The sequence below is a fragment of the Streptomyces sp. NPDC092369 genome (assembly GCF_044755245.1).
In the GTDB taxonomy this organism is placed as follows: Bacteria; Actinomycetota; Actinomycetes; order Streptomycetales; family Streptomycetaceae; genus Streptomyces.
The window spans coordinates 406,046-427,463 of the sequence record NZ_JBIVQP010000004.1; the positions used below are offsets into that span (position 1 = coordinate 406,046).

At 71.2% G+C, this 21,418-nt stretch carries 14 protein-coding genes; 5 read left to right on the forward strand and 9 right to left on the reverse strand.

Annotation, left to right across the window (positions count from 1 at the left end; all coding sequences use genetic code 11):
* Positions 1–16: 16 nt before the first annotated feature.
* The 5 genes from ACIQI8_RS25665 to ACIQI8_RS25685 all read right to left on the reverse strand — a co-directional run bounded on the left by ACIQI8_RS25665 (position 17) and on the right by ACIQI8_RS25685 (position 5,845).
* Entirely contained in the window at positions 17–1,078 is a 1,062-nt protein-coding gene (locus tag ACIQI8_RS25665; protein ID WP_402355998.1) for a polyprenyl synthetase family protein, read from the reverse strand.
* Between the two features lie 23 nt (positions 1,079–1,101).
* The gene (locus ACIQI8_RS25670; protein WP_402356001.1) at positions 1,102–2,142 is read right to left on the reverse strand and encodes a tetratricopeptide repeat protein; all 1,041 of its coding nucleotides are present in this window, start codon (positions 2,140–2,142) and stop codon (positions 1,102–1,104) included.
* Positions 2,143–2,377: 235 nt separating this feature from the next.
* Positions 2,378–3,055 (reverse strand): AIM24 family protein, encoded by a 678-nt coding sequence (locus ACIQI8_RS25675; protein ID WP_402354907.1) that lies wholly within the window; start codon positions 3,053–3,055, stop codon positions 2,378–2,380.
* Positions 3,056–3,133: 78 nt separating this feature from the next.
* Entirely contained in the window at positions 3,134–4,558 is a 1,425-nt protein-coding gene (locus tag ACIQI8_RS25680; RefSeq protein WP_402354909.1) for a CAP domain-containing protein, read from the reverse strand.
* A 102-nt stretch (positions 4,559–4,660) separates the two neighbouring features.
* Entirely contained in the window at positions 4,661–5,845 is a 1,185-nt protein-coding gene (locus tag ACIQI8_RS25685; protein WP_402356004.1) for a serine hydrolase domain-containing protein, read from the reverse strand.
* Between the two features lie 280 nt (positions 5,846–6,125).
* Here ACIQI8_RS25685 and ACIQI8_RS25690 point away from each other — a divergent pair, with 280 nt between their 5' ends.
* From ACIQI8_RS25690 to ACIQI8_RS25710, 5 genes are all read left to right on the forward strand, one after another.
* Positions 6,126–7,925, forward strand: coding sequence for a M4 family metallopeptidase (locus ACIQI8_RS25690; protein WP_402354911.1), 1,800 nt, complete (start codon positions 6,126–6,128; stop codon positions 7,923–7,925).
* Positions 7,926–8,112: 187 nt separating this feature from the next.
* Positions 8,113–9,300 (forward strand): ROK family protein, encoded by a 1,188-nt coding sequence (locus ACIQI8_RS25695; RefSeq protein ID WP_402354913.1) that lies wholly within the window; start codon positions 8,113–8,115, stop codon positions 9,298–9,300.
* 27 nt (positions 9,301–9,327) lie between these two features.
* Positions 9,328–11,151 carry an alpha-galactosidase D gene (locus ACIQI8_RS25700; protein ID WP_402354914.1) on the forward strand — a complete coding sequence of 608 codons (1,824 nt, stop codon included), beginning with the start codon at positions 9,328–9,330 and terminating at the stop codon, positions 11,149–11,151.
* A 21-nt stretch (positions 11,152–11,172) separates the two neighbouring features.
* Entirely contained in the window at positions 11,173–13,551 is a 2,379-nt protein-coding gene (locus tag ACIQI8_RS25705) for a glycosyl hydrolase family 95 catalytic domain-containing protein (protein WP_402354916.1), read from the forward strand.
* Positions 13,548–14,777: an SGNH/GDSL hydrolase family protein gene (locus ACIQI8_RS25710; RefSeq protein ID WP_402354918.1), complete on the forward strand. Its 1,230-nt coding sequence runs from the start codon at positions 13,548–13,550 to the stop codon at positions 14,775–14,777. Before ACIQI8_RS25705 ends, ACIQI8_RS25710 begins: the two co-directional genes overlap by 4 nt.
* On the opposite strand, the gene ACIQI8_RS25715 is transcribed toward ACIQI8_RS25710, so the two are convergent.
* The 4 genes from ACIQI8_RS25715 to ACIQI8_RS25730 all read right to left on the reverse strand — a co-directional run bounded on the left by ACIQI8_RS25715 (position 14,758) and on the right by ACIQI8_RS25730 (position 21,326).
* Entirely contained in the window at positions 14,758–17,733 is a 2,976-nt protein-coding gene (locus ACIQI8_RS25715; RefSeq protein ID WP_402354920.1) for an AAA family ATPase, read from the reverse strand. The genes ACIQI8_RS25710 and ACIQI8_RS25715 overlap by 20 nt on opposite strands.
* 115 nt (positions 17,734–17,848) lie before the next feature.
* Positions 17,849–18,199, reverse strand: a complete 351-nt coding sequence (locus ACIQI8_RS25720; RefSeq protein ID WP_402354922.1) for a UBP-type zinc finger domain-containing protein — start codon at positions 18,197–18,199, stop codon at positions 17,849–17,851.
* Positions 18,196–19,653 carry an ATP-binding protein gene (locus ACIQI8_RS25725; protein WP_402354924.1) on the reverse strand — a complete coding sequence of 486 codons (1,458 nt, stop codon included), beginning with the start codon at positions 19,651–19,653 and terminating at the stop codon, positions 18,196–18,198. The genes ACIQI8_RS25720 and ACIQI8_RS25725 overlap by 4 nt, the downstream gene beginning before the upstream one ends.
* Positions 19,650–21,326, reverse strand: a complete 1,677-nt coding sequence (locus ACIQI8_RS25730; protein WP_402354926.1) for an FAD-dependent oxidoreductase — start codon at positions 21,324–21,326, stop codon at positions 19,650–19,652. The genes ACIQI8_RS25725 and ACIQI8_RS25730 overlap by 4 nt, the downstream gene beginning before the upstream one ends.
* Positions 21,327–21,418: the final 92 nt, after the last annotated feature.

Consider the following 21,418-nt stretch of genomic DNA (forward strand, 5'->3'; position numbering starts at 1 on the left):
CTTGTGCCGAGGAGCCTCAAAGGTCGCGCCGCACCAGGAAGTCCAGCAGCGACCGCAGCTCTTGCCCGGCCCGATCCGTCAGCGGGAGCCCGGCCAGCACCCTCTCCACGGCGGCGATGTGCCGGCGCGCCTCCGTCAGCGCTGCCGACCGTCCGCCCCCGGCTTCGATCAGTGCGGCCGCCTCCTCGGGTGCGTCGCCGCGATCCAGCAGTGCGGCGAGCCGACGGGAACCGGCATCCGGAGAGTCGAGCGCGGCCAGTATCGGGAGCGTCTTCTTGCGTTCTCGGAGATCGCCGTGGACGGGCTTGCCGGTGACCGTGGGATCGCCCCAGATGCCCAGGACGTCGTCCACGATCTGGAAGGCGATGCCGAGATGGCGGCCGGCCCCGTCGAGGGCGGCGGCGACCGGAGGCGGTGCGCCGCCGAGCAGGGCGCCGAGCGCTGCCGCGCAGCCCAGCAGGGCGCCCGTCTTGTGCTCGGCCATCGTGCGGTACTCGTCGGGCCGCACCCGCCCAGGACCCGTCCACGGGCGGTCGGTGAACAGCAGGTCGTCCGCCTGCCCGCGCACCAGGTCGCCCAGCGCGGCGGACAGTAAGCGCAGTGCCCGCGGTCCGGCGGGAGCGGCGGCGAGCGTCTCGACGGCGAGCGCGAAGAGCGCGTCCCCTGCGAGGACCGCGGGACCGGTGCCGTACGCCTTCCACACGGTGGGGCGGCGGCGCCGGGACTGGTCGCCGTCCATGATGTCGTCGTGCAACAGGGAGAAGGCGTGCACCAGTTCCACCGCGACCGCCGCCGGCACCCCGTCCGCCCCGGGCGCGCCCGCGCCCTCGGCCGCCAGCACGGCGAGGGCCTGCCGCACCCCCTTGCCGCCGGAGGCGTCGGCCGGCGCTCCGCCCACCTCGCACCAGCCGAAGGAGTACGCGGCCATCTCACCCACCCAGGGATGCATGCGCCCGACGGCCTCCGCGAGGGCGGGTCGCACCAGGGTCCGGCAACGGTCGAGGACCTGACGGGCATCCGCCGGAGCCTCCAGCGTGGTCACCGCTGCCTCCAGTGTGGTCGGCGGCGCCTGCAGCATGGTCGTCGGACGACCCTGCGCGCTCATCGGACGGCCTCGGCCCGCAGACCGAGCTCCACCTCGGCCCGCGCCACCATCTCCCTGGCGTGTCGCAGCCCGATCCGGTCCAACTCGCCGGCGAGTTCCGTCAGTTCGGCCGCCGTCTCCGCGCCGTCGCGGCCCAGTCGGGCCAGCGACTTGGCGAGCCCGAGCCGCGCCAGCGCCGTACCGCGCGGCTCGCTCATCGCCCGGAACTCCGCGAGCGCGACCTCGTACAGGTCGCGGGCCTCGGCGTAACGCCCCGCCCGGTACAGGACGTTGCCGCGCATCTTGTGGTTGTAGGCGAGCGCGCTGGACAGTTTCATCGCCCGGCACGCCGTCTCCGCCTCCGACAGCAGCGCGAGCGCCCGCTCGGTGTCCCCGTCGCGCACGGAGACGATGTCGGCGAGCCCCCGCAGCGCCCATGCGTGCCCGCGCCGGTCCTCCGCCCCCGCGGCGATCTCGGCGGCCTCCTCGAACAGGGCGTACGCGGTGTCGTAGGAACCGGTGTTGCGGTGGATCTGTGCGATGCCCTCCAGGGCCCACACCGTGTGCCGTGCCTCGCCGCGCCGTCGGGCTTCGGCCAGGAGTTGCTCGTGCAACCGGGCGACCGCCTCGTAGTCGCCCTGGATGCGGCCGGTCTCGGCGAGCCCCGCGAGGGAGTAGCCGCGCACGACGACATCGCCGCCCGACTTGCCCATGTCGGCCGCGAGTTGCAGCAGTCGACGAGCCAGCGGGAAGGACCCACGCTGTCGGGCGAGGGTGCCGCCGCTCCACAGCGCCCAGGCCATCGCCGCCATGTCCCCGGCCGCCCGGGCCGCGCGGTAGCTGGCCTTCCATGCGCGGTCGGCGTCCCCGACCTGCCCCAGCCGGCGGTGCGCCTCGGCGACCGCGAGCCCGGAACGCGCGGCCTCCCCGTGCTGACCTGCTTTTTCCGCCTCTCTCAACTCCCGGGTGCCGGCGGCCAGTACGTCGGTGAGCGAGGAGTTCACGGACAGGGTGGTGAGGGCGCCTTGGTACTCCGGGGCGTGTGCCTTGCCGTACATGGATCCCTTTCGGTCCATATACACGATGTGTATACATCAAGCGTATACATGCCTGCTCTACGCCGTGTGTATACATAGTGTGTATAGTGCGTCGACATTGAGCCCTGGCCGGGAAGGCCAGGGCTTCACTTGTTGTCGATCAAGACGCCGCTTCCGCCGCCCGGGTTGCTTGTGCGACGCAGATCACTCGACGCGGATCACTTGACGCGGATCACTTGACGCACGCGAGACGCGCTCAGTGCTGCTGGGCCTTCTGCGGGGTGGCCTCGCTGGGCCGCACGACGACGTATCCCTCGCCCTGGAGCATCAGCTGCACGGCCTCGCCGGAGCCGCCGCGCAGCATCGAGCCGATGGACTGCGAGCGGTGCAGCGAGGTCCCGAGGCCCGCCGTCCAGCCGACGACCGCGTCCGTGTCGACGTACACCGGGTACTGCGGCGAGACCGGGATGACCAGCGGATTGCCCTCGCACACCAGGCCCAGCCTGCCCTGCCCGGTGAAGACGCTGTTGAACAGGCCGCCGCCGGCGATGCCCGCGCCCTTCACGGTGGCGATCCGGTACGACAACGAGGAGTCGAAACACAGGACGTTGCGGCCGTTGACCGTGAACTCGTCGCCCGGATCGATGTCGACGACGAAACAGTTCTGCGCCTCGTGCGCGAACCACGCCTCGCCCTGTCCGCGCACCGCCATCAGCGGCAGGCCCTCACCGGTGACCGCGCGCTTGAGCATGCCGCCCACGCCCTGGCCCTTGCGTTCGAACTGCAGATTGCCGCGGTAGGCGATCATCGCGCCCTGGCGGGCGTGCATCTCGCCGTTCACCGCGTACTTGATGCACTTGGCGTTCTCGACGGTCATTCCCGGCTCGACGGCCGGCTGGACCATGCGCTCACTGGAAAACAGGTCACCCTTCATGCGGGCATCCTGGCCCGGACGGATTGATTCCGCCAAGATCGTCGATGAGAACATGACAGAACCGGGACGCTTCCGGGTTCAGGCGCCGAAGAGCTGGGTCCAGTACGTGCCCGACGGGCCGCCGCCCGCGAAGCCGATCCCGATGTGCGTGAAGTCGGGCTTGAGGATGTTGGCGCGGTGGCCGGGACTGTTCATCCAGCCCTCCACGACCTCGGCGGCGGAGCGCTGCCCGCAGGCGATGTTCTCGCCGATCGTGCGGCGTCGGGAGCCCGCCCGGGCGGCCCGGTCCCATGGCTGGCCGCCCTCCGGGTCCGTGTGCGAGTAGAAGGCGCGGGCCACCATGTCCGCGCTGTGCGCCTGGGCGGCCCGCGTGAGCAGGGCGTCGACGGCCAGCGGGGGCAGACCCGCCCTGGCGCGCTCCCTGTTGGTGAGGTCGACGACCTCGGCGGCCGTCCGGTTCAGGTCGCCGGGGGTGAGGGGCCGCGCCCACAGGGCCGTCCAGAAGGTGTCGCCGGAGCGGCCGTCGGCGACGTACGCCAGTCCCGCGTGCGTGAAGGCCGGGTCGGACAGGGTGCGCCGGGTCTGCTCCCCGCGCAGGCAGTAGTCGACGAACTCCGCGGGCGTGCGCGGACCGGAGACCAGGTGCTCGCCGATCGTCAGATACGTGTATCCCGTGGCGGTCACGCGCTGGTACACGGAGACGCCGTCCCGGCCCTCCACACCGAGTTGCCCTGCTGCCGCCATCGCGGAGGCGTGGGCGCGTGCGGCGGACGTCAGGCGGGAGTCCAGGGTGACGGGTGGTGAACCGGCCCTGGCGCGGGCGGGGTTGACCAGGCGGAGGAAGCCGTCGGGGTCGGCGGCGGGGGAGGGGTGTCCGGAGGAGGCGGGGGGCGTGGATCGGCTTTCGGGTGCCGGTGGTGCGGAGCGGCCGTGGGAGACGGGCGAAGGGGACCGGCCACGGGAGAGGTTCGGCAGGGACCAGCGGCGACCCGTCGACGGCGCGGGGGCCGCCGGCTGCGCCGGGTCGTCGGTGACGTCCACGCCGAAGTCCCGGGCGATGCCCGCCAGTCCGTCGGCGTACCCCTGGCCCAGGGCACGCAGCTTCCAGGCGCCGCCCCGCCGGTAGATCTCGGCGAGCAGCAGCACGGTCTCCTGCTGCGGGCGCGGCGGGGCGAAGCGGGCGAGTCGGCGGCCACCGGAGGCGGTGAGGTGGAGGGCCGGGGCCGGCAGTCGTCCCAGGGGCGTACCGGCGTCGGCGGGGCTGACGACGACCGTGACCCGCGTCGCTCCCGGGCGCAGTTTCGGCGGGTCGACGGTCAGGGTGTCGCCGTCGAGGCGGGCGCCCGGGGCGGACGGCTGGTTGTAGAACACGAAGTCGCCGTCGCCCCGGACCTTGCCGCCGTCGTCCGTGATGAGCGCGGAGACGTCGAAGGGGCCCGGCACCCGGACGGTCACGGCGCCGGCCGGGAGGGGCATGTTGCCGCCGGGGACCAACTCGGTCATCGCACCGCCCAGATGTGTCGTCGTCCGTGCCCCGGGGGTGCCGGATCCCCGGTGGGCTTGCCCGATCAACGTCCGTCAGGGCGGGTGAGGTTCCCGCGGCGATCAGTTCCTGACCACTCCGGGCGCGACGTCCTCGTACCGCTCGACGGTCGTGACCGCGCGTGGCGACGTCGCCCGCTTCCCGCAGAACGCGGACTCCAGGGTGCCCAGCATCGTGTTGAGCACCTCGCCGTTGTTGGAGGTGGTGGCGAGCGCCGCGAGGCTGCGCCGGCCGTCCTTGGAGGCGAAGGCGTACGTGTAGTAGCCCTGGACGGCGCCGGTGTGACCGTAGACCGAGATTCCGCACGACAGATCGCGGCGGCGCAGGCCGAGCCCGTACGCCTGGGTGCTGTTGACCGGGATCATGCGCTCCATCTGCCGCAGCTTGGCGGCCGAGGTGAGCCGGCCGCCGAGCAGGGCGGACAGGAAGGTGTCGAGATCCCGGGTGCTGGAGATGATCGCGCCCGCGCTCTGCGCCCAGGAGACGGTCTGTTCGGTCGAGTCGACCAGCTTGGCGCCGGCCTGGTCGGGGGTGAGATAGCCCCTGGTGTGGCGGCCGGGGATCTTCGTGCCGGGGTGGAGGTAGAAGGTGTCACGCAGCTTGAGGGGCTTGAAAATGCGGTTCTCGTACGCCTTCTGCACCGAGTGACCGGTCAGCTTCTCGATGAGCAGGCCCGCGACGACGAAGTTGGTGTTGGAGTACGAGTAGGCGGCGCCGGGCTTGTCGGTGCGCGCGTGTCGCAGGGAGCGGTCCACCAACTGGCGATAGGTGAAGACCTTGGTGCGGACCGCCTCGAAGCCGGGGACCGTCTTCGCGAACATGTCGTTCGTGTAGTCGTACAGACCGCTGCGGTGGCCCAGCACGTGGCGGACCGTGATGTGCCGGTCCGGGAGCAGACCGGGCAGGTAGTGGTCGACGGAGGCGTCGAGGTCGAGCTTCTTCTCGTCGGCGAGTTGGAGCAGCACCACGGCCGAGAAGGTCTTCGTGACGCTGCCGATGCGGAACCGGTCGACGGTGGAGAGATCCCGGCCGGTCGTGCGGTCGGCGACGCCCACGGCCGCCGTGCGCACCTTGCCGTGGTCGGCGATGCGGGCCATGGCGCCGGGCGCGCCCTGCTGAACGGCCGTACGCAGGACGCCTCTGAGGGCGGTGACGTCGGGTTTGGGGAGGGAGTCCGCCGGTGCGGCTTGCGCCGGGACCGCGAGGAGGGACAGGGTGAGCGTCCCGAGGACCGCACCCTTGGCCAGGGGTGCGATATCTGTCACATTCACGCCGTGCAACCTTCTTCCGTCGAGTCACATCTCCACAGGGGACGCACAGTTGGTGACTCGCTGGTCACCGAGCGATGTGGATTTGCAAAGTATTGCCATGGATCACGCTGAAAGCGATGATTTGGGCTTTACATGTCCATGACTTGTCCATAAGGGTTTCGCCTCAGGGCCCGACCAGCCCTCGCGGCGCTCAACGGCGCCACGCCTCAGGGCGGTTGGGTTCCCGGCCGCTCTGCCAGGAAGGAAACCCTCACCAGTGCGTAGACCGCACATACGCAGCGTGGCGATCGCCGTCGCCGTGACGACGGCCGCCACGGGCCTCGCGGGTACCGCCTTCGCCGACCCCGCCGCGGGGGCGGGGTCCGTGAAGGCCGCCGCCGAAAGCTCGACCGCGTCCGTGGTGGCCGCCGCCCGCGCCGCCGCGTTCGCCCACTCCTCGGCGACCGGTGTCCTGACCGGCGACGAACTTCAGGCCACGGACGTCCTGATCGACCCGGAGGGCGCGCGGCACGTCCGCTTCGCCCGGGCCCACCAGGGCATGCAGGTCCTCGGGGGCGACCTCGTCGTCCACCTCACCCGGCAGCTGAAGTACGCGGGCGTGACCCGCGCCGCCGACCACACGGTCAAGCCGGCCACCACCGACGCCAAGCTCACCACCGCGCAGGCCGAGCAGAAGGCCGCGTCGGCGGCCAAGGGCGACGCCGGTCCGGCCGTGCTCGTGGTCGACGCCCGCGACGGCGCCTCCGCCCTCGCCTACCAGGTGCGGGTCAGCGACAGCGGCACCACCGAGAGCGGCGGTTCCAGCACCGTCGTCATCGACGCCGTGACCGGCAAGGTGCGCAGCAACACGCCGGACAGCGACGAGTTCCTCTCGCCGGAACTGCTCGAGACGCTGCGCGAGCGGGGCGAGAAGCTCGACCCGCAGACCGGCATCGGCTCGCAGGCCGCGGGCCTCACTGCCGCGTCGTCGGGCGCGGCCGCCGTGCACTACCCCCAGACGGTCACGGGCACCGGCAAGTCGCTCTTCGTCGGCAAGGTCTCGCTGACCGTCACCCGGACCGCCGCCAGGAAGTACCAGCTCAAGGACCCGAAGCGGTACAACACCGAGACGCGGGACGCCAAGGGCTCGTTCACGGAGAACTTCGCCCGCGGCAAGGCGATCGTCAACTCCACGTCCACCTTCGGCAACGGCGCCGTCTCCAGCCGCAACAGCGCGGCCGTCGACGCCCAGTACGGCATCACCAAGACCCTGGACTTCTACAAGAAGACCTTCGCCCGCAAGGGCATCGCCAACAACAGCAAGGCCGCCAAGGCGATGGTCCACTGGGGCACCGAGGTGGCCAACGCCTTCTGGGACCCCACCTGCGGCTGCATGCTCTACGGCGACGGTGACGGCGTCATGTTCAAGAAGCCGCTCGTCGTCCTCGACGTCAGCGGCCACGAGCTGACCCACGGCGTGGTCGACGCCACCGCCAAGTTGGAGCCCACCCGGGTCGACAGCGACGGCAACCAGTACGGCGAGCCGGGCTCACTGAACGAGTCCCTCGCGGACATCTTCGGCTCGAACGTCGAGTTCTTCACCAACAACGCGAAGGACAAGCCCGACTACCTCATCGGCGAGAAGCTCGGCCTCGACCAGAAGTTCCTGCGCCGCCTGGACAAGCCGTCCCTCGACGTGCTCGAAGGCGCGATCGACTACTGGTCGCCCGAGGTCTACGACACCGAGGTGCACGCCGGTTCCGGTGTCTCCTCGCACGCGTACTACCTGCTCGCCGAGGGCAGCGGCCGCAAGACGATCAACGGGGTCGCCTACGACTCGCCGACCTACGACGGCTCCACGGTCAAGGGCATCGGCCGCACCAAGGCCACGGCGATCTTCTACCGCGCCCTGACCCGCTACATGGTCTCCACGACCGACTTCCACGACGCCCGCTCGGCGACGCTGAAGGCGGCGAAGGACCTGTACGGCCTGAACAGCACCGAGTACAAGACGGTCGACAAGGCCTGGGCCGGGGTCAACGTCACCCTGGCCAACACGCCGGCGGGCAACCGCTGACGACGGAACGGGAACGGTGGGCCGGGCACTCCGATCGGTGGAGTGCCCGGCCCGACCTCTGTCTCTTCGGCAGCCGACAGTGGCGTGCCACCCGTCATTTGAAGGCCACTTGAGCCTCACAGTCAACCTTCAGGTGATTCCTGTTTCTTTTATTGACAGCGGAAATTAAGAGCCTTAGGTTCCGGCCATGCGCTCCGCTCCAGCGGCCGAAACGTTTCCGGCCCACACGCCGGCCGCGGCACAGATCTTCACCACGGTCCTGTCCCACGGCCCCCTGACCCGGCTCGACGCCGCGCGCCGGGCGGGACTGTCGGCGGCGGCCGTGACCAAGGCGGTCCGTCCGTTGCTGGAGGCCGGGTACCTGGTGGAGACCCCGGACCAGGAGGCGCGGGCGGCGCTCGGGCGGCCCGCGAGTCTGGTGCGGGTCGACGGCGGACGGGCCCTGTTCATCGGGGTCAAGGTCACCGCGGGTGAGCTGATCGGTGTGCTGACCGACCTGCGCTGCCGCATCCGTGTCGCCCGGCACGTCCCGGTCCCGGACCGGGCGACCGAGGCCGTACTCACCTCGCTGGCCGAACTGACGCGCGAACTGCAGGTCGAGGCCGAGGAGTTGGGCGCCCCCGTCCTCGGCCTCGGCGTCGCGATCTCCGGCGACGTGGACCGCGCCGAAGGTGTCGTGCGCTACTCGCCCTTCCTCGACTGGCGGGACGTCCACCTCGCCGAACTGGCCGCCCTCACCACCGGACTGCCGGTAACCGTGGACAACGATGTCCGTGCTTTGACCGTGGCCGAGCAGTGGTTCGGCGCGGGCGCCGGGCTGTCCGACTTCGCCCTCGTGACCGTGGGCGCGGGCATCGGCTGCGGGATCGTGGTGCACGGCCGGGTGATCTCCGGCGCGCACGGCGTGGCCGGCGAGATCGGCCATGTGACCGTCGACCCGGCCGGACCGCCCTGCCACTGCGGCAACCGCGGCTGCGTCGAGGCGATCGCGGGGGACGCCGCGATCGTCCGGCGGATCCGCGAGACCACCGGCCTCGAAGTCGCCGACTCCGCCGCGGCCGCGGCACTTGCCCACCAGGGCGACGAGGGGGCCCGCGAGGCGTTCGCCAGAGCGGGGGAGGCGATCGGCCGCGGCATCGCCACCGTGGCCAACCTGCTCGGCCCCGAACGCGTGATCATCTCCGGCGAGGGACTCGCCGCCTACGACCTGTTCGCCGCGCAGATCCGCGAGGCATTCACCGCCGCAGCGTTCGGCTCCGCCGCACAGTGCGACGTACAGACCCGCCCGCTCCCGTTCGAGGAGTGGGCACGAGGGGCAGCCGCCACCGCGATCCAGTCCTTCATCACCCCGCACGACCCACGACAGAGCCGCTGATCCACCATCACCCTGGAGGTACGACCCATGCGGTCATCCTCGTACTCCTTCCTGCCCGCACGCGTCCTGAGAGCCGCGGTGGTCCTGGCCGTGGCCGCAGGAGCCGTCTCCGCCGCGCCCTCGGTCAGTGCCGAGACCACCGCGCCCGCGGCTCCGGCCGCTGCCACCGCGACGTCACTCGCCGCCAAGCCCTACATGGGCTGGACGAGTTGGAGCATGCAGTCGTCGAAGTACCCGGGCCTCAACCCGGACGGCGACTACAGCTACCTCACCGAGGCGAACGTCACCAAGCAGACCGACGCCATGGCGAGCAAGCTGAAGAAGTTCGGCTACGAGTACGTCAACATCGACGCCGGCTGGTGGATGGACAAGACCTGGAAGTCCGGATACGACCAGTACGGACGCCAGAAGGCCGACCCCGTCCGCTTCCCCAGCGGCATGAAGGCCGTCGCCGACCGCATCCACTCCAAGGGCCTCAAGGCCGGCATCTACCTGCCCGCAGGCCTGGAGAAGGGGGCCTACGGCGACGGAAAGACGCCGATCTGGAACGCCGCCGACTGCACCACCGGCGACATCGTCTACAGCGACCTGCGCACCACCAACGGCTGGGACAGCGCGTACAAGATCGACTTCTCCAAGCCCTGTGCCCAGAAGTACATCGACTCCCAGGCGCAGTTGATCGCCGGCTGGGGCTACGACTTCCTCAAGCTCGACGGCGTCGGCCCCGGCTCCGGCAAGAGCGGTGACCAGTACAACAACGTCGCCGACGTGGCCGCCTGGAACAAGGCGATCGCCGACACCGGCCGTCCCATCCACCTCGAACTGTCCTGGTCCCTGGACATCGGGCACGCGGCCGACTGGAAGAAGAACTCCCAGGGCTGGCGCATCGACACGGACGTCGAGTGCTACTGCAACACCCTCGTCACCTGGGAGAACTCAGTCGACGACCGCTGGGACGACGCTCCCGGCTGGACCGACAAGGCGGGCCCCGGCGGCTGGAACGACCTCGACTCCCTGGACGTCGGCAACGGCGAGATGGACGGCCTGACCAAGGCCGAGCGACAGAGCTACGCCACCCTGTGGACCATCGCCAAGTCCCCGATCTACACCGGCGACGACCTCACCAAGCTCGACTCCTACGGTCTGTCCCTGCTGACCAACAAGGAAGTCATCGCCCTCAACCAGGGCAGCACCCCGCCGGCCCGCCCGATCACCCCGTCCGACCCGCAGCAGGTGTGGGCCGCGAAGAACGCCGACGGCAGCTACACCGTCGCGCTGTTCAACCTCGCCGACAAGCCCGCGTCCGTCTCCGCGAACTGGGCCTCCCTCGGCTTCACCGGCAAGGCCGCCGTGCGTGACCTGTGGAACCACGAGAACCTCGGCACCTACAAGGACAAGGTCACCCAGGCCCTGCCCGCCCACGGCTCCCGCCTGTTCACCGTCACCCCGCACGGCAGCACGCTCGCCTTCACCGGCTACGAGGCCGAGGCCGCAGCGAACACCCTGTCCGGCAACGCCGGCCTCGCCGACTGCTCCGCCTGCTCCGGCGGCAAGAAGGTCGGCAACCTCTACCTGGGCGGCAAGCTCTCGGTCAACAACGTCGTCGTCGCCAAGGCCGGCACCTACCAGGTGAAGGTCGCCTACGTCAGCGGCGACGCCCGCTCCGTCAAGGTCTCCGCCAACGCCGGCGGCGCCGTCAGCCACAAGTTCCCCTCGACCGGGGACTGGGGAACCGTCGGGACGGTCAGCGTGCCGGTGACCCTCAAGGCCGGCTCCAACACGATCATCTTCGACAGCGGCGACAGCTACGCGCCGGACATCGACCGCATCGACGTCCCCAAGTCGTCCTGACCGAGCCACCAGGAGCCGCACATGAACCCCGAACCGTCCCACCCACTGCCCAGACGCAACCTGCTCGCCATCGCCGCCGCGACCGGCGCCCTGGCCGCCCTCCCCACCTTCACCGCCTCGGCCGCCCCGCAGCGGCCCGAGGCCTCGGCCGACGACAACTCGGCCCACGGCGCGAGCGGTTCGCTCAACACGCTGTGGTGGCAGGCCCCCGCCGGCGACACCTCGATGATCGAGCAGGGTCTGCCGGTCGGCAACGGCCGCCTCGGCGCCCTCGCGAGCAACGACCCGGGCCGTGAACTCCTCCTCGTCACCGACGCCACGATGTGGACCGGCGGCCTGAACGACACCCTCGACTCCGACGGTCAGTTCCCCTACGGCCGTGCGGACTTCGGGTCCCTGACCCTGCTCGCCCGGCTCACCGTCGACATCCCCGACCACGACCTGGGCGCCGTCTCCGGCTATCGCCGCACCCTCGACCTCGACCGGGGCGTGGTGGCCGCCTCCTACGTCCGCTCGGGCGTGACGTACAAGCGGGAGATCTTCTCCAGCCGTCCCGACGACGCGATCGTCCTCCACTTCAGCCAGAACGGCGGCGGGCGCTACACCGGCACGATCACGCTGGAGGGGACGCACGGCGAGGCCGCGGCGACCTCCTTCGGCGGCAAGTTCGCCAACGGCCTCAAGTACGGCGCCGCCGTCACCGCCCACGGCAGCGGCGGCCGGGTCTCCGTGACCGGGTCGCACATCGAGTTCTCCGGGTGCAAGGACCTGACCGTCGTGGTCAGCGGTGGCAGCAACTACGCGCCGGACTCCGCGCACGGGTACCGCGACCCCAAGGTCGACCCGCAGAAGCTCGCCCGCACCAAGGTCAACGCCGCCGCCAAGCACTCGGCCGACACCCTGCTGCGCACCCATGTCGCCGACTACCGCGCGGTGTTCGGGAAGTTCGCCATCTCGCTGGGCACCTCGACCGCCGACCAGCGCGCGCTCGACACCTGGGAGCGGATCCAGCGGCGCTTCACGAGCGACGAGCCCGACCCCGAACTCGAAGCCGCCTACGTGCAGTTCGGCCGCTACCTGATGGTGGCCGGTTCGCGCGACAGTCTGCCGATGGGCCTGCAGGGCCTGTGGCTGGACGGCAACGACCCGGACTGGATGGGCGACTACCACACCGACATCAACATCCAGATGAACTACTGGATGGCCGACCGGGTGGGCCTGTCCTCGTGCTTCGACGCGTTCACCGACTACTGCGTCGCCCAGCTGCCCGACTGGACCGACCTGACCCGCCGGCTCTTCAACGACCCGCGCAACCGCTACCGCAACTCCTCCGGCAAGAACGCCGGCTGGACCGTGGCCATCTCCACCAACCCCTACGGCGGCGGTGGTTGGTGGTGGCACCCGGCGGGCAACGCCTGGCTGTGCAACTCCCTCTTCGAGCACTACGAGTTCACCGGCTCGCGCTCCCACCTGGAGAAGATCTACCCCCTGCTCAAGGGCGCCGTCGAGTTCTGGGAGGCGCGGCTGCTGACCACGACCCTGCCGGGCAGCTCGAAGGAGGTGCTGATCGCAGACAGCGACTGGTCCCCCGAGCAGGGTCCGCTCGACGCCAAGGGGATCACCTACGCCCAGGAACTGGTGTGGGCACTGTTCGGCAACTACGCCGCCGCGTCGGCGGAGTTGAAGCGGGACAGCGGCTACGCGGGTAAGATCTCGGGCCTGCGCAGGAAGCTGTACCTGCCCGTGGTGAGCCCGAAGACGGGCTGGCTGGAGGAGTGGATGTCCCCGGACAACCTCGGTGAGACCACCCACCGCCACCTCTCCCCGCTCGTCGGCCTCTTCCCCGGCGACCGCATCCGCCCCGACGGCTCCACCCCGAAGGACATCGTCGACGGCGCCACCGCCCTGCTCACCGCACGCGGCATGAACAGCTTCGGCTGGGCCAACGCCTGGCGCAGCCTGTGCTGGGCGCGCCTGAAGAACGCCGACAAGGCCTACCAGTTGGTTGTCAACAACCTCCGCCCGTCGGAGAACGGCACCAACGGCACCGCGTTCAACCTCTTCGACATCTACGAGGTGGAGCAGGGCCGCGGCATCTTCCAGATCGAGGCCAACTTCGGCACCCCGTCGGCCGTGACCGAGATGCTCCTGTACTCGCGGCCGGGCCATCTGGAACTGCTGCCGGCCCTGCCGGACGCGTGGGCCGAGTCCGGTTCGATCACCGGAGCCGGTGCCCGCGGCGGCTTCGTCGTCGACCTGCGGTGGAAGAACGGCAAGCCCACCGAGGCGAAGATCCGCAGCGTGGGCGGCCGCACGACGACCGTCGCCTACGGCGGCAAGACCCGTACGGTGACCGTCAAGCCGGGAGGATCCGTGACACTGAAGGACTTCGCGCGGTGATCGCCCGCACCGCGAGAGCCGGCCGGCTCGCCGCACTCCTGCTGCTGGCCGGCGCCGTCCAGGCGGTCCCGGTCCAGCAGGCGTCGGCCGATCAGCCCACGTACTCCGCCGTGGGCGCGCCGGCCGACCGGCGGGACGTCGTCACCTGGGGTGCGAGCGCGGACCGGCTGGGCGACGGCGTCGCCGACCGGGCCTACCGGCTCATCGTGCACACCAGCGTCGGCGGCACCGGCCTGCGGATCCGGCTCTCCAACGCCTTCGGGGACCGGCCGATCACCTTCGACAACGTCTACGCCGGCACCCAGAAGAGCGGCGCCGAACTGGTCGCCGGCAGCAACAGGCCGGTGACCTTCCAGGGCGCCCGCTCGGTGACGGTCCCGGCCGGGGCCGTCGTCCTCAGCGACCCGCTGTCCGGCCGTCTGCCCGCCGCGACGAACCTCGTCGTCAGCATCCACAGCCCGGACGCGGCGGGACCCGCGACCGGACACGGGATGGCCATGCAGAACTCCTACGTCACCACCGGCGACCACACGGCGGAGGCGGGCGCCGCCAACTGGACCGTGACGACCGGGTCCTGGTACTACCTCGACTCCGTCTCCGTACGACCGTCCAAGGGCACGTCGGCCGTCGTCACGCTCGGCGACTCCATCACCGACGGCTGGCAGTCCACCACCGACCTCAACCGCCGGTGGCCGGACTACCTGGCCCGGCGCCTGCAGAAGGCGGGCTCCGGGATCCAGGGTGTCGCCAACGAGGGCATCTCCGGCAACAAGGTGCTCGCGGACGGCGCCGGGCAGAGCGCCCTGAACCGGCTGGAGCGCGATGTCCTGTCCCAGCCGGGAGTCCGTACGGTGTTCCTCTTCGAGGGCGTCAACGACATCAAGGCCCATTCGGGCGTCACCGCCAAGGACATGATCGCCGGTTACCAGGAGATCGCGCGGCGGGCGCACGCCGCCGGGAAGTGCGTCATCGGCGCGACGGTCGCCCCCTTCAAGGGCTGGCCGGAATGGGACACGGCGGCGGAGGAGGTCCGTCAGGAGGTCAACGCCTACATCCGCGACAACTCCGACTTCGACGGCTACACCGACTTCGACCGCATCCTGCGCAGCCCCTACGACCAGGAACGGATGCTGCCGTTCCTCGACGGCGGGGACCACATCCACCCCAACGACAAGGGGATGGCGGCGATGGCCGACGCCGTCGATCTCAAGAAGCTGGGCTGCTGATGAGCCCTTCGCGATAGGCGATCGCCACCGCCTCCGTGCGGCTCGCGGCGCTCAGTTTGGCGAGGATGTTGGACACGTGGACGCTGGCGGTCTTGCCGGTGATGAACAACTCCTCGCCGATCTGGCGGTTGCTGCGGCCGCGGGCGAGGAGCCGCAGGACGTCCTGCTCGCGGGCGGTCAGCGGTGAGGTGCGGCCGCGGTCGGCCGGGGAGTCCCCGAGCCGGCCGCGCCGGACCAGGGCGTCGATCCGCTCCAGCAGGGGCCGCGCGCCCAGCCGTTGCGCCACCTCTCGCGCCTCGCGGGCCTGGACGGCGGCCTCGTCCCGCCGGTCGGCCACGAGCAGGGCCTCGGCGAACCGCGCCTGACAGCGCGCCCGTTCGTACACGTCGCCGAAGTCGAACGCGGTGACCGCCTTCTCCCACGCGGCCGCGTCGGGCCCGGACACCGCCCGCGTCCACTCCGCCTCGGCACGGGCCAGCCACGCCAGCCCCTCGGGGCCCTGCGGGGAACCGTCCTCACTGCGCAGGGCCATCGTGCGGGCCAGCTCGACGAGTTCGTCCGCGGTCTCCTTCCACCGGTGCGAGGCACCCCCCGACGACCGCAGCTCCACCGCCGCGTCGGCGACGGCGGTCAGCGCGAGGGTGGCGAGCCGGACCGTGGCGTCGGGCCGGTTGCCCGCGTCGTCGCTGAGCGCGGCGACCGTCCCCCGCATCCGCTCCACCGCCGCCTCCGGATCACCGCGCAGCACGGCGTCCTCGATCAGCGCGACGCCCGCCACCAGCGTGGCCATCCAGTCGAAGTGCCCCTCCAACAACGCCCGGGCACGGTCGGCGGCGCTCAGGTCGCCCCGGGCCAGCGCCACGTACAGCGCGGGTCCGCCCGCGTACCCGCCCGCCGCAGGCAGTACCTCCGCGTCGGCCTTCGCGGCCCGGATGCACTCGTCCCAGTGCCCCAGTGTGTACAGCACGAGCAGATGCAGGTAGCGCATCTCCAGCGGGTACGGCGACGACAGGAGGCCGGCGCGGCGGGCCCGGTCCAATCCCTCGGTCACCCAGGGCAGCGAGCCCTCCAGGTCACCGGACTCGAAGGAGCCCACGGCGAGATTGAACAGGGCGCGCATCTCCACCGGCATGTTCCCCGCGCGCCTCGCCAGCTCCCGGGCCTCCTTGAGCCGCTCCCGGCCCTCCGGGGTGCGGCGGCCACCGCCCTCCAGGGCGGCCAGCGAGACGAGGAGGTCGGCCTGCGCGTCGGTCACCTGCAACTGCTCGGCCACGCCCAGGGCCTGGCGGGCCACCTTCAGCGCCGTCTCGTTCTCCCCGACCTGCCGGGCCGCCATCACATGCGTGGCCGCCGCCCAGACCCAGGTCCGGGTCGGCGGGTCGGCGGGGATCAGGGCGAGCGCCTCGCTGCTGTAGCCGAACGCGGCGGTCAGGCTGTCGACGCCCAGCAGGTTGCCGGCCAGCGTGTACCGCACCCGGGCGGCGAGTTCGGCTTCCGCGTCCTGGCCGATGCCCGCGAGCGCGGACCGGGTGAGGGACACCGCGCGGTGCGCCTGCCCGGCGTGCGCGGCCGCCGCCGAGGCACGCAGCGTGAGCGTGACCCGGTCGACGCCGTCGCCCGCGGGCCGGGCCGTGGGATCCACCACCGCCCACAGGTCGAGGGCGGTTTCGAGGTGCCGCAGCACCTCCGCGGGCGCGCCGATCCGCTGGGCGTGGTCGGCGGCCTCCAGCGAGGCGGCCAGTGCCTCCGCCAGATCGTGGCTCTCGCGGTAGTGGTGGGCGCGTTCCGCCGCGCTCTCGGCGGGGTGGCCCCGGCCGGCGAGCAGCCGGGCGAACGCGCCGTGCAGTCGTGACCGTTCGCCCGGCAGCAGGTCGGCGTAGACCGCCTCCCGGGCGAGCGCGTGCCGGAAGGCATACGTGTCCTCGGCGCCGGACACCAGGAGTTGACGGCTGATCGCCTCGCGCAGCGCGGACTCCAGCTCGTCCTCCGGGAGGCCGACCGCGTCGCGCAGCAGGTCGTGCTCGACGCGCCGTCCGGCGACGGCGGCGGTGCGCAGGACCTGTTGGGCGGTGTCGGAGAGCTGCTCGAAGCGGATGAGGAGGACGTCGGCCAGGCCGCTGGGCACCCCGTCGGCCTCCGTGTCGGTGGCCGCGACCAGCTCCTCCGCGTAGAAGGCGTTGCCCTCGGCGCGCTCGACGATCCCGCGGACCGTGGCCTCCGGCAGCGGACGGTCCTCCAGGGCGTGCACCAGGCGCGCCACCTCGGCGTCGGCCATGGGCCGCAGTTCGAGGCGCTCGACCGCGGGCAGCCGCACGAGCTCGGCCAGGAGCGGGCGCAGGGGGTGGCGGCGGTGCAGGTCGTCCGCGCGGTACGACGCGAACACGGCGAGCCGGTGGGTCGGTGTGCCGCCCGCCGGGCGCTGCAGGATTCCGCGGCTGAGCAGGAATCGCAGCAGGTCCCGGGAGGACTGGTCGGCCCAGTGCAGGTCCTCCAGGACCAGCAGCAGGGGAGCGACCTCCGACAGGTCGGCGAGGAGCCCCGCCAGGCCCTCGAAGAGTTGGAGCCGGCTTCCCCCACTGCTCGAACGGGTGGGGGGACCCCCATCGTCCCGTGCCGCGTCCGTCCCCGCGCCCAGCAGCCGGTCGACCACCGGATGCGCGGTCAGGACGCCCGCGAACCGCTCGTCGGCCGCGAGCACCCCGAGCACCTCGGTGAACGGCAGGTAGGGCAGACCGACGTCACCGAGGTCGACGCAGTGACCTGTCAGCACCGTCATCCCGGCCTCGGCGGCCCGTACGGCGAGCTCGTCCAGCACGCGGGTCTTGCCCACGCCCGCGTCCCCGGCGAGCAGCACGGCCTGGGCCTGGCCGCCGCGGGCTCGCTCGAGTACGCCGGCGAGTCGGGCGACCTCGTCGTCCCGGCCGATCAGCGGTGTGGTGAATACGGTCTGCGGCACGGGTCCATCCTGGCACGCGCCAGTGACAACGCGGCCGGTGAGCAGGGACGTAGGGCTCTCGCGACAGGGACGAAGAAGCCTCGCGACCGGACGAGGGGACCTCGTACCCCGACGCTCAACGGAGCGTCTGCGCCCAGTTCTCCGGCACCCGGCCCGCCGGACCCGGCGTCGGCTGGTCGATCGGATGGCTGACCGGGGGAGCCAGTTCGGGCCCGGACTCGTACAGCTGCGAGGACTCGAAGTCCCAGAACCAGGACTCGCCCGGCTCGAAGCTGCGGATCACCGGATGGCCGGTCTCCCGGTAGTGCGCGGTGGCGTGCTTGGCGGGGGAGTCGTCGCAACAGCCGATGTGGCCGCACTGCGCGCAGCGCCGCAGATGGAACCACCAGCCGCCGGCCGCGTCGCACTCGACGCAGCCGTTGCCGCTCGGCGCGACGCTGGGATCGATTCGGTTGTCGCTGCTCATGCGGGCTCCTCGGGCGTCTCGTCGTCCGCCGCGGTGAGCGGCAGGAGGACCTGGAAGCGGGTGTCGCCTGGTTCGGACTCGACCTGCAGGGTGCCGTGGTGCTTGTTCACGACGATCCGCCAGGAGATGTCCAGGCCGAGCCCCGTGCCCTCGCCCACCGGCTTGGTGGTGAAGAACGGGTCGAAGATACGGCCCTTGATCTCCTGCGGCACACCGGGCCCCGTGTCGCGGAACTCCACCAGCACCCGGTCGTTCACCAGCGCCGTGCGCACCGTCAGTGTGCCTTCCCCGCCCGCGCCGTTGATGGCCTGGACCGCGTTGTCGATCAGGTTGGTCCACACCTGGTTGAGCTCCGCCGGGTACGACGGGATCTTCGGCAGCGAACGGTCGTAGTCCTTGACGACCTTGATCTGCGGGCCGATCTTGCCGGACAGCATCAGCAGCGTGCTGTCCAGGAGTTCGTGCACGTCCGCGTCCTGGTAGGGGGCGCGGTCGAGTTGCGAGTACTGCTTGGCCGCGTTCACCAGGTTGGAGACGCGGGTCGTGGAGTCCTCGATCTCGTCCATCAACAGCTCGGTCTCGACCGTGTAGTTGAGCCACCCGATCGCCGCGGGCAGGATCTGCTCGTCCACCTCGGAGGCGACCTGGTCCAGCCAGTCGACGTCCAGGCCGGCCTGCACGAAGGTCGGCGCGAGCCGCCAGCCGTCCGGGATGCCGTGGTCGTCGAGCCAGTCGCTGACGGTGTCCTCGCGGTCCGAGGCCTCCAGCGGGCTGAGCGTGGGTGCCTTGGCGACCAACTCGGCGGTGCGCTCCTGGACTTCGATGAGCCCGGCCAGGTCCTCGCGCGGATACGGGCCCGACGAGATGACGCCGAGCTTGTGCCGCATCTTGGCGACCCGCTCCCGCAGGGTCGCGGTGGCGCGGACGGCCGCCGCGGCGGGGTTGTTCAGCTCGTGCGTGAGCCCCGCCGACAACGAGCCCAGCGCCAGCAGCCGTTCGCGCTGCCCGATGGCGCGCTGCGCGCTCTTCGAACCGAAGAACAGCCCCTCCAGCAGATGCACCGCCATCGGGAACCATTCCTGCATGATGTTCGAGAACGTCTCCGCGGGCAGCACGAAGAACCGGGTCGGTTCCGTGACATGCATCGAGTTCTGGTAGACGTGCTGCACCCGGTCGCCGAGGTAGGCCTGCATCGCGCCGGCATAGACCCCGCGCTGCGACGTGCGGCTGACCTCCACGTCGTCGCCGCCGACCCGGCTGTAGAGCACCACCGTGCCCTCGACCATCACGTAGAAGCAGGTGGCCGGGTCGCCCTGGGTGTACACGGGCCCCGGCTCGAACAGCTCCACCTGCCCCTCGCTGCACAGCCGTCCGAGCTGTTCCGGGCTGAGCTTCTCGAACAGGAACAGGGTCCCTATCTCCTGCGGGCTGCAAGGCAGCAGTTTGCCGCTCACGACTGCTCCAGATACCGGTGGACGAGCATGACTGCCATGGCTCCCTCTCCGACGGCGGACGCGACCCGCTTCGCCGACTCCGCGCGGGCGTCGCCCGCCACGAACACGCCGGGAATGTTGGTCTCCAGGTGGTACGGCGGCCGGTCCAGCTCCCACTCCGCGGGCGGCCTGCCGTCGGCGGTGAGATCAGGCCCGGCCAGGATGAAGCCGTGTTCGTCGCGCAGCACCGTGCCGTCCAGCCAGTCGGTCAGCGGGGCCGCGCCGATGAACACGAACATCCACTGCGCGTCGACGAGTTCGGTCTGTCCCGTGTCCACGTCGCGCAGCGTGAGCTGCTCCAGGTGGTCGGTGCCGTGCGCCGACTCGACGACGGTACGCGCGCGTACCGAGATGTTCGGTGCCTCGTTGATCTGCTGGATCAGGTAGTACGACATCGACGCGGACAGGTCCTGCCCGCGCACCAGCAGGGTGACCGACTTGGCGCCCTTGGCCAGGTACATCGCCGCCTGCCCGGCCGAGTTGGCGCCGCCGACGATGTACACGTCGTGGCCCTGGCAGGAGGACGCCTCGGTCAGTGCCGAGCCATAGAACACCCCGCACCCGGTCAGGTCGTTGCAGCCCGGCGCCTCCAACTGCCGGTACGACACGCCGGTCGCCAGGATCACGCTGTGCGCGGCGACCGCCGAGCCGTCCGAGAACCGCACGGTCCGTGCCGCGCCGTTGGCCTCCAGGCCCGAGACCTCGCGCGCGGTGAGGATCTCCGCGCCGAACTTCCCCGCCTGCCGACGGGCCCGGTCGGTGAGCTGCGCCCCCGACACGCCGTCCGGGAAGCCCAGATAGTTCTCGATCCGGGAGCTCTGCCCGGCCTGTCCGCCGGTCGCCGACCGCTCCACGAGGACGGTCCGCAGCCCTTCCGAGGCCCCGTACACGGCCGCGCCGAGCCCGGCGGGCCCGCCGCCGATGACGACGAGGTCGTAGAAGTCCGCCGCCGGAGTCGTCGCCAGACCCACCTGCGCGGCCAGCTCGGGCGCCTCCGGCTCGATCAGGGGCGTCCCGTCCGGGGTGATCACCAGCGGCAGCCGCTGCCCGTCCTGCCCGGCCGCCTTGAGCAGCCGCTGGCCCTCGGGCTCGTCGGCGGAGTACCAGCGGTAGGGCACCTGGTTGCGGGCCAGGAACTCCCGCACGTCCGAGGAGCGCGCCGACCAGCGGTGGCCGACCACCTTGGTGCTGGGCACCGGACGGAAGTCGCTGCACCGCCAGGACTCCAGCAGGTCGTCCAGGACCGGATAGAGCTTCTCCTCGGGCGGGTCCCAGGGCTTGAGGAGGTAGTGGTCCAGGTCGACGACGTTGATCGCGTCGATCGCCGCGTTCGTGTCCGCGTACGCGGTCAGCAGTACCCGGCGCGCTCCCGGGTACACGTCCAGGGCCTGTTCCAGGAACTCGATGCCGTTCATCTGCGGCATGCGGTAGTCGGCCAGGATCACGGCCACGAGATCCCCGCGCAGCTTCAGCTCACGCAGGGCCTCCAGCGCGGACTCGCCGGACTCCGCGCGCACGATCCGGTACGACTCGCCGTAGCGCCGCCGCAGATCCCTGGCGACGGCCCGGGAGACCCCGGGGTCGTCGTCCACGGTCATGATGACGGTCCGCGCTGCGTCGGACGCCTGTGCCATACGTCTCCACCCCGAGTGGTCGGATCTGCGGCACGGCGAGCCCCGTCGTAGGAACAGTCACCGCACCGGCTCCCGCCCATCGTAAGTTCGAT

Excerpts from the sequence above, each read along its gene's own strand:
- ACIQI8_RS25665 (WP_402355998.1), bottom strand. The coding sequence starts at position 1,078 with ATGCTGCAGGCGCCGCCGACCACACTGGAGGCAGCGGTGACCACGCTG.
- ACIQI8_RS25670 (WP_402356001.1), bottom strand. The coding sequence starts at position 2,142 with ATGTACGGCAAGGCACACGCCCCGGAGTACCAAGGCGCCCTCACCACC.
- ACIQI8_RS25675 (WP_402354907.1), bottom strand. The coding sequence starts at position 3,055 with ATGAAGGGTGACCTGTTTTCCAGTGAGCGCATGGTCCAGCCGGCCGTC.
- ACIQI8_RS25680 (WP_402354909.1), bottom strand. The coding sequence starts at position 4,558 with ATGACCGAGTTGGTCCCCGGCGGCAACATGCCCCTCCCGGCCGGCGCC.
- ACIQI8_RS25695 (WP_402354913.1), top strand. The coding sequence starts at position 8,113 with ATGCGCTCCGCTCCAGCGGCCGAAACGTTTCCGGCCCACACGCCGGCC.
- ACIQI8_RS25700 (WP_402354914.1), top strand. The coding sequence starts at position 9,328 with ATGCGGTCATCCTCGTACTCCTTCCTGCCCGCACGCGTCCTGAGAGCC.
- ACIQI8_RS25705 (WP_402354916.1), top strand. The coding sequence starts at position 11,173 with ATGAACCCCGAACCGTCCCACCCACTGCCCAGACGCAACCTGCTCGCC.
- ACIQI8_RS25720 (WP_402354922.1), bottom strand. The coding sequence starts at position 18,199 with ATGAGCAGCGACAACCGAATCGATCCCAGCGTCGCGCCGAGCGGCAAC.
- ACIQI8_RS25730 (WP_402354926.1), bottom strand. The coding sequence starts at position 21,326 with ATGGCACAGGCGTCCGACGCAGCGCGGACCGTCATCATGACCGTGGAC.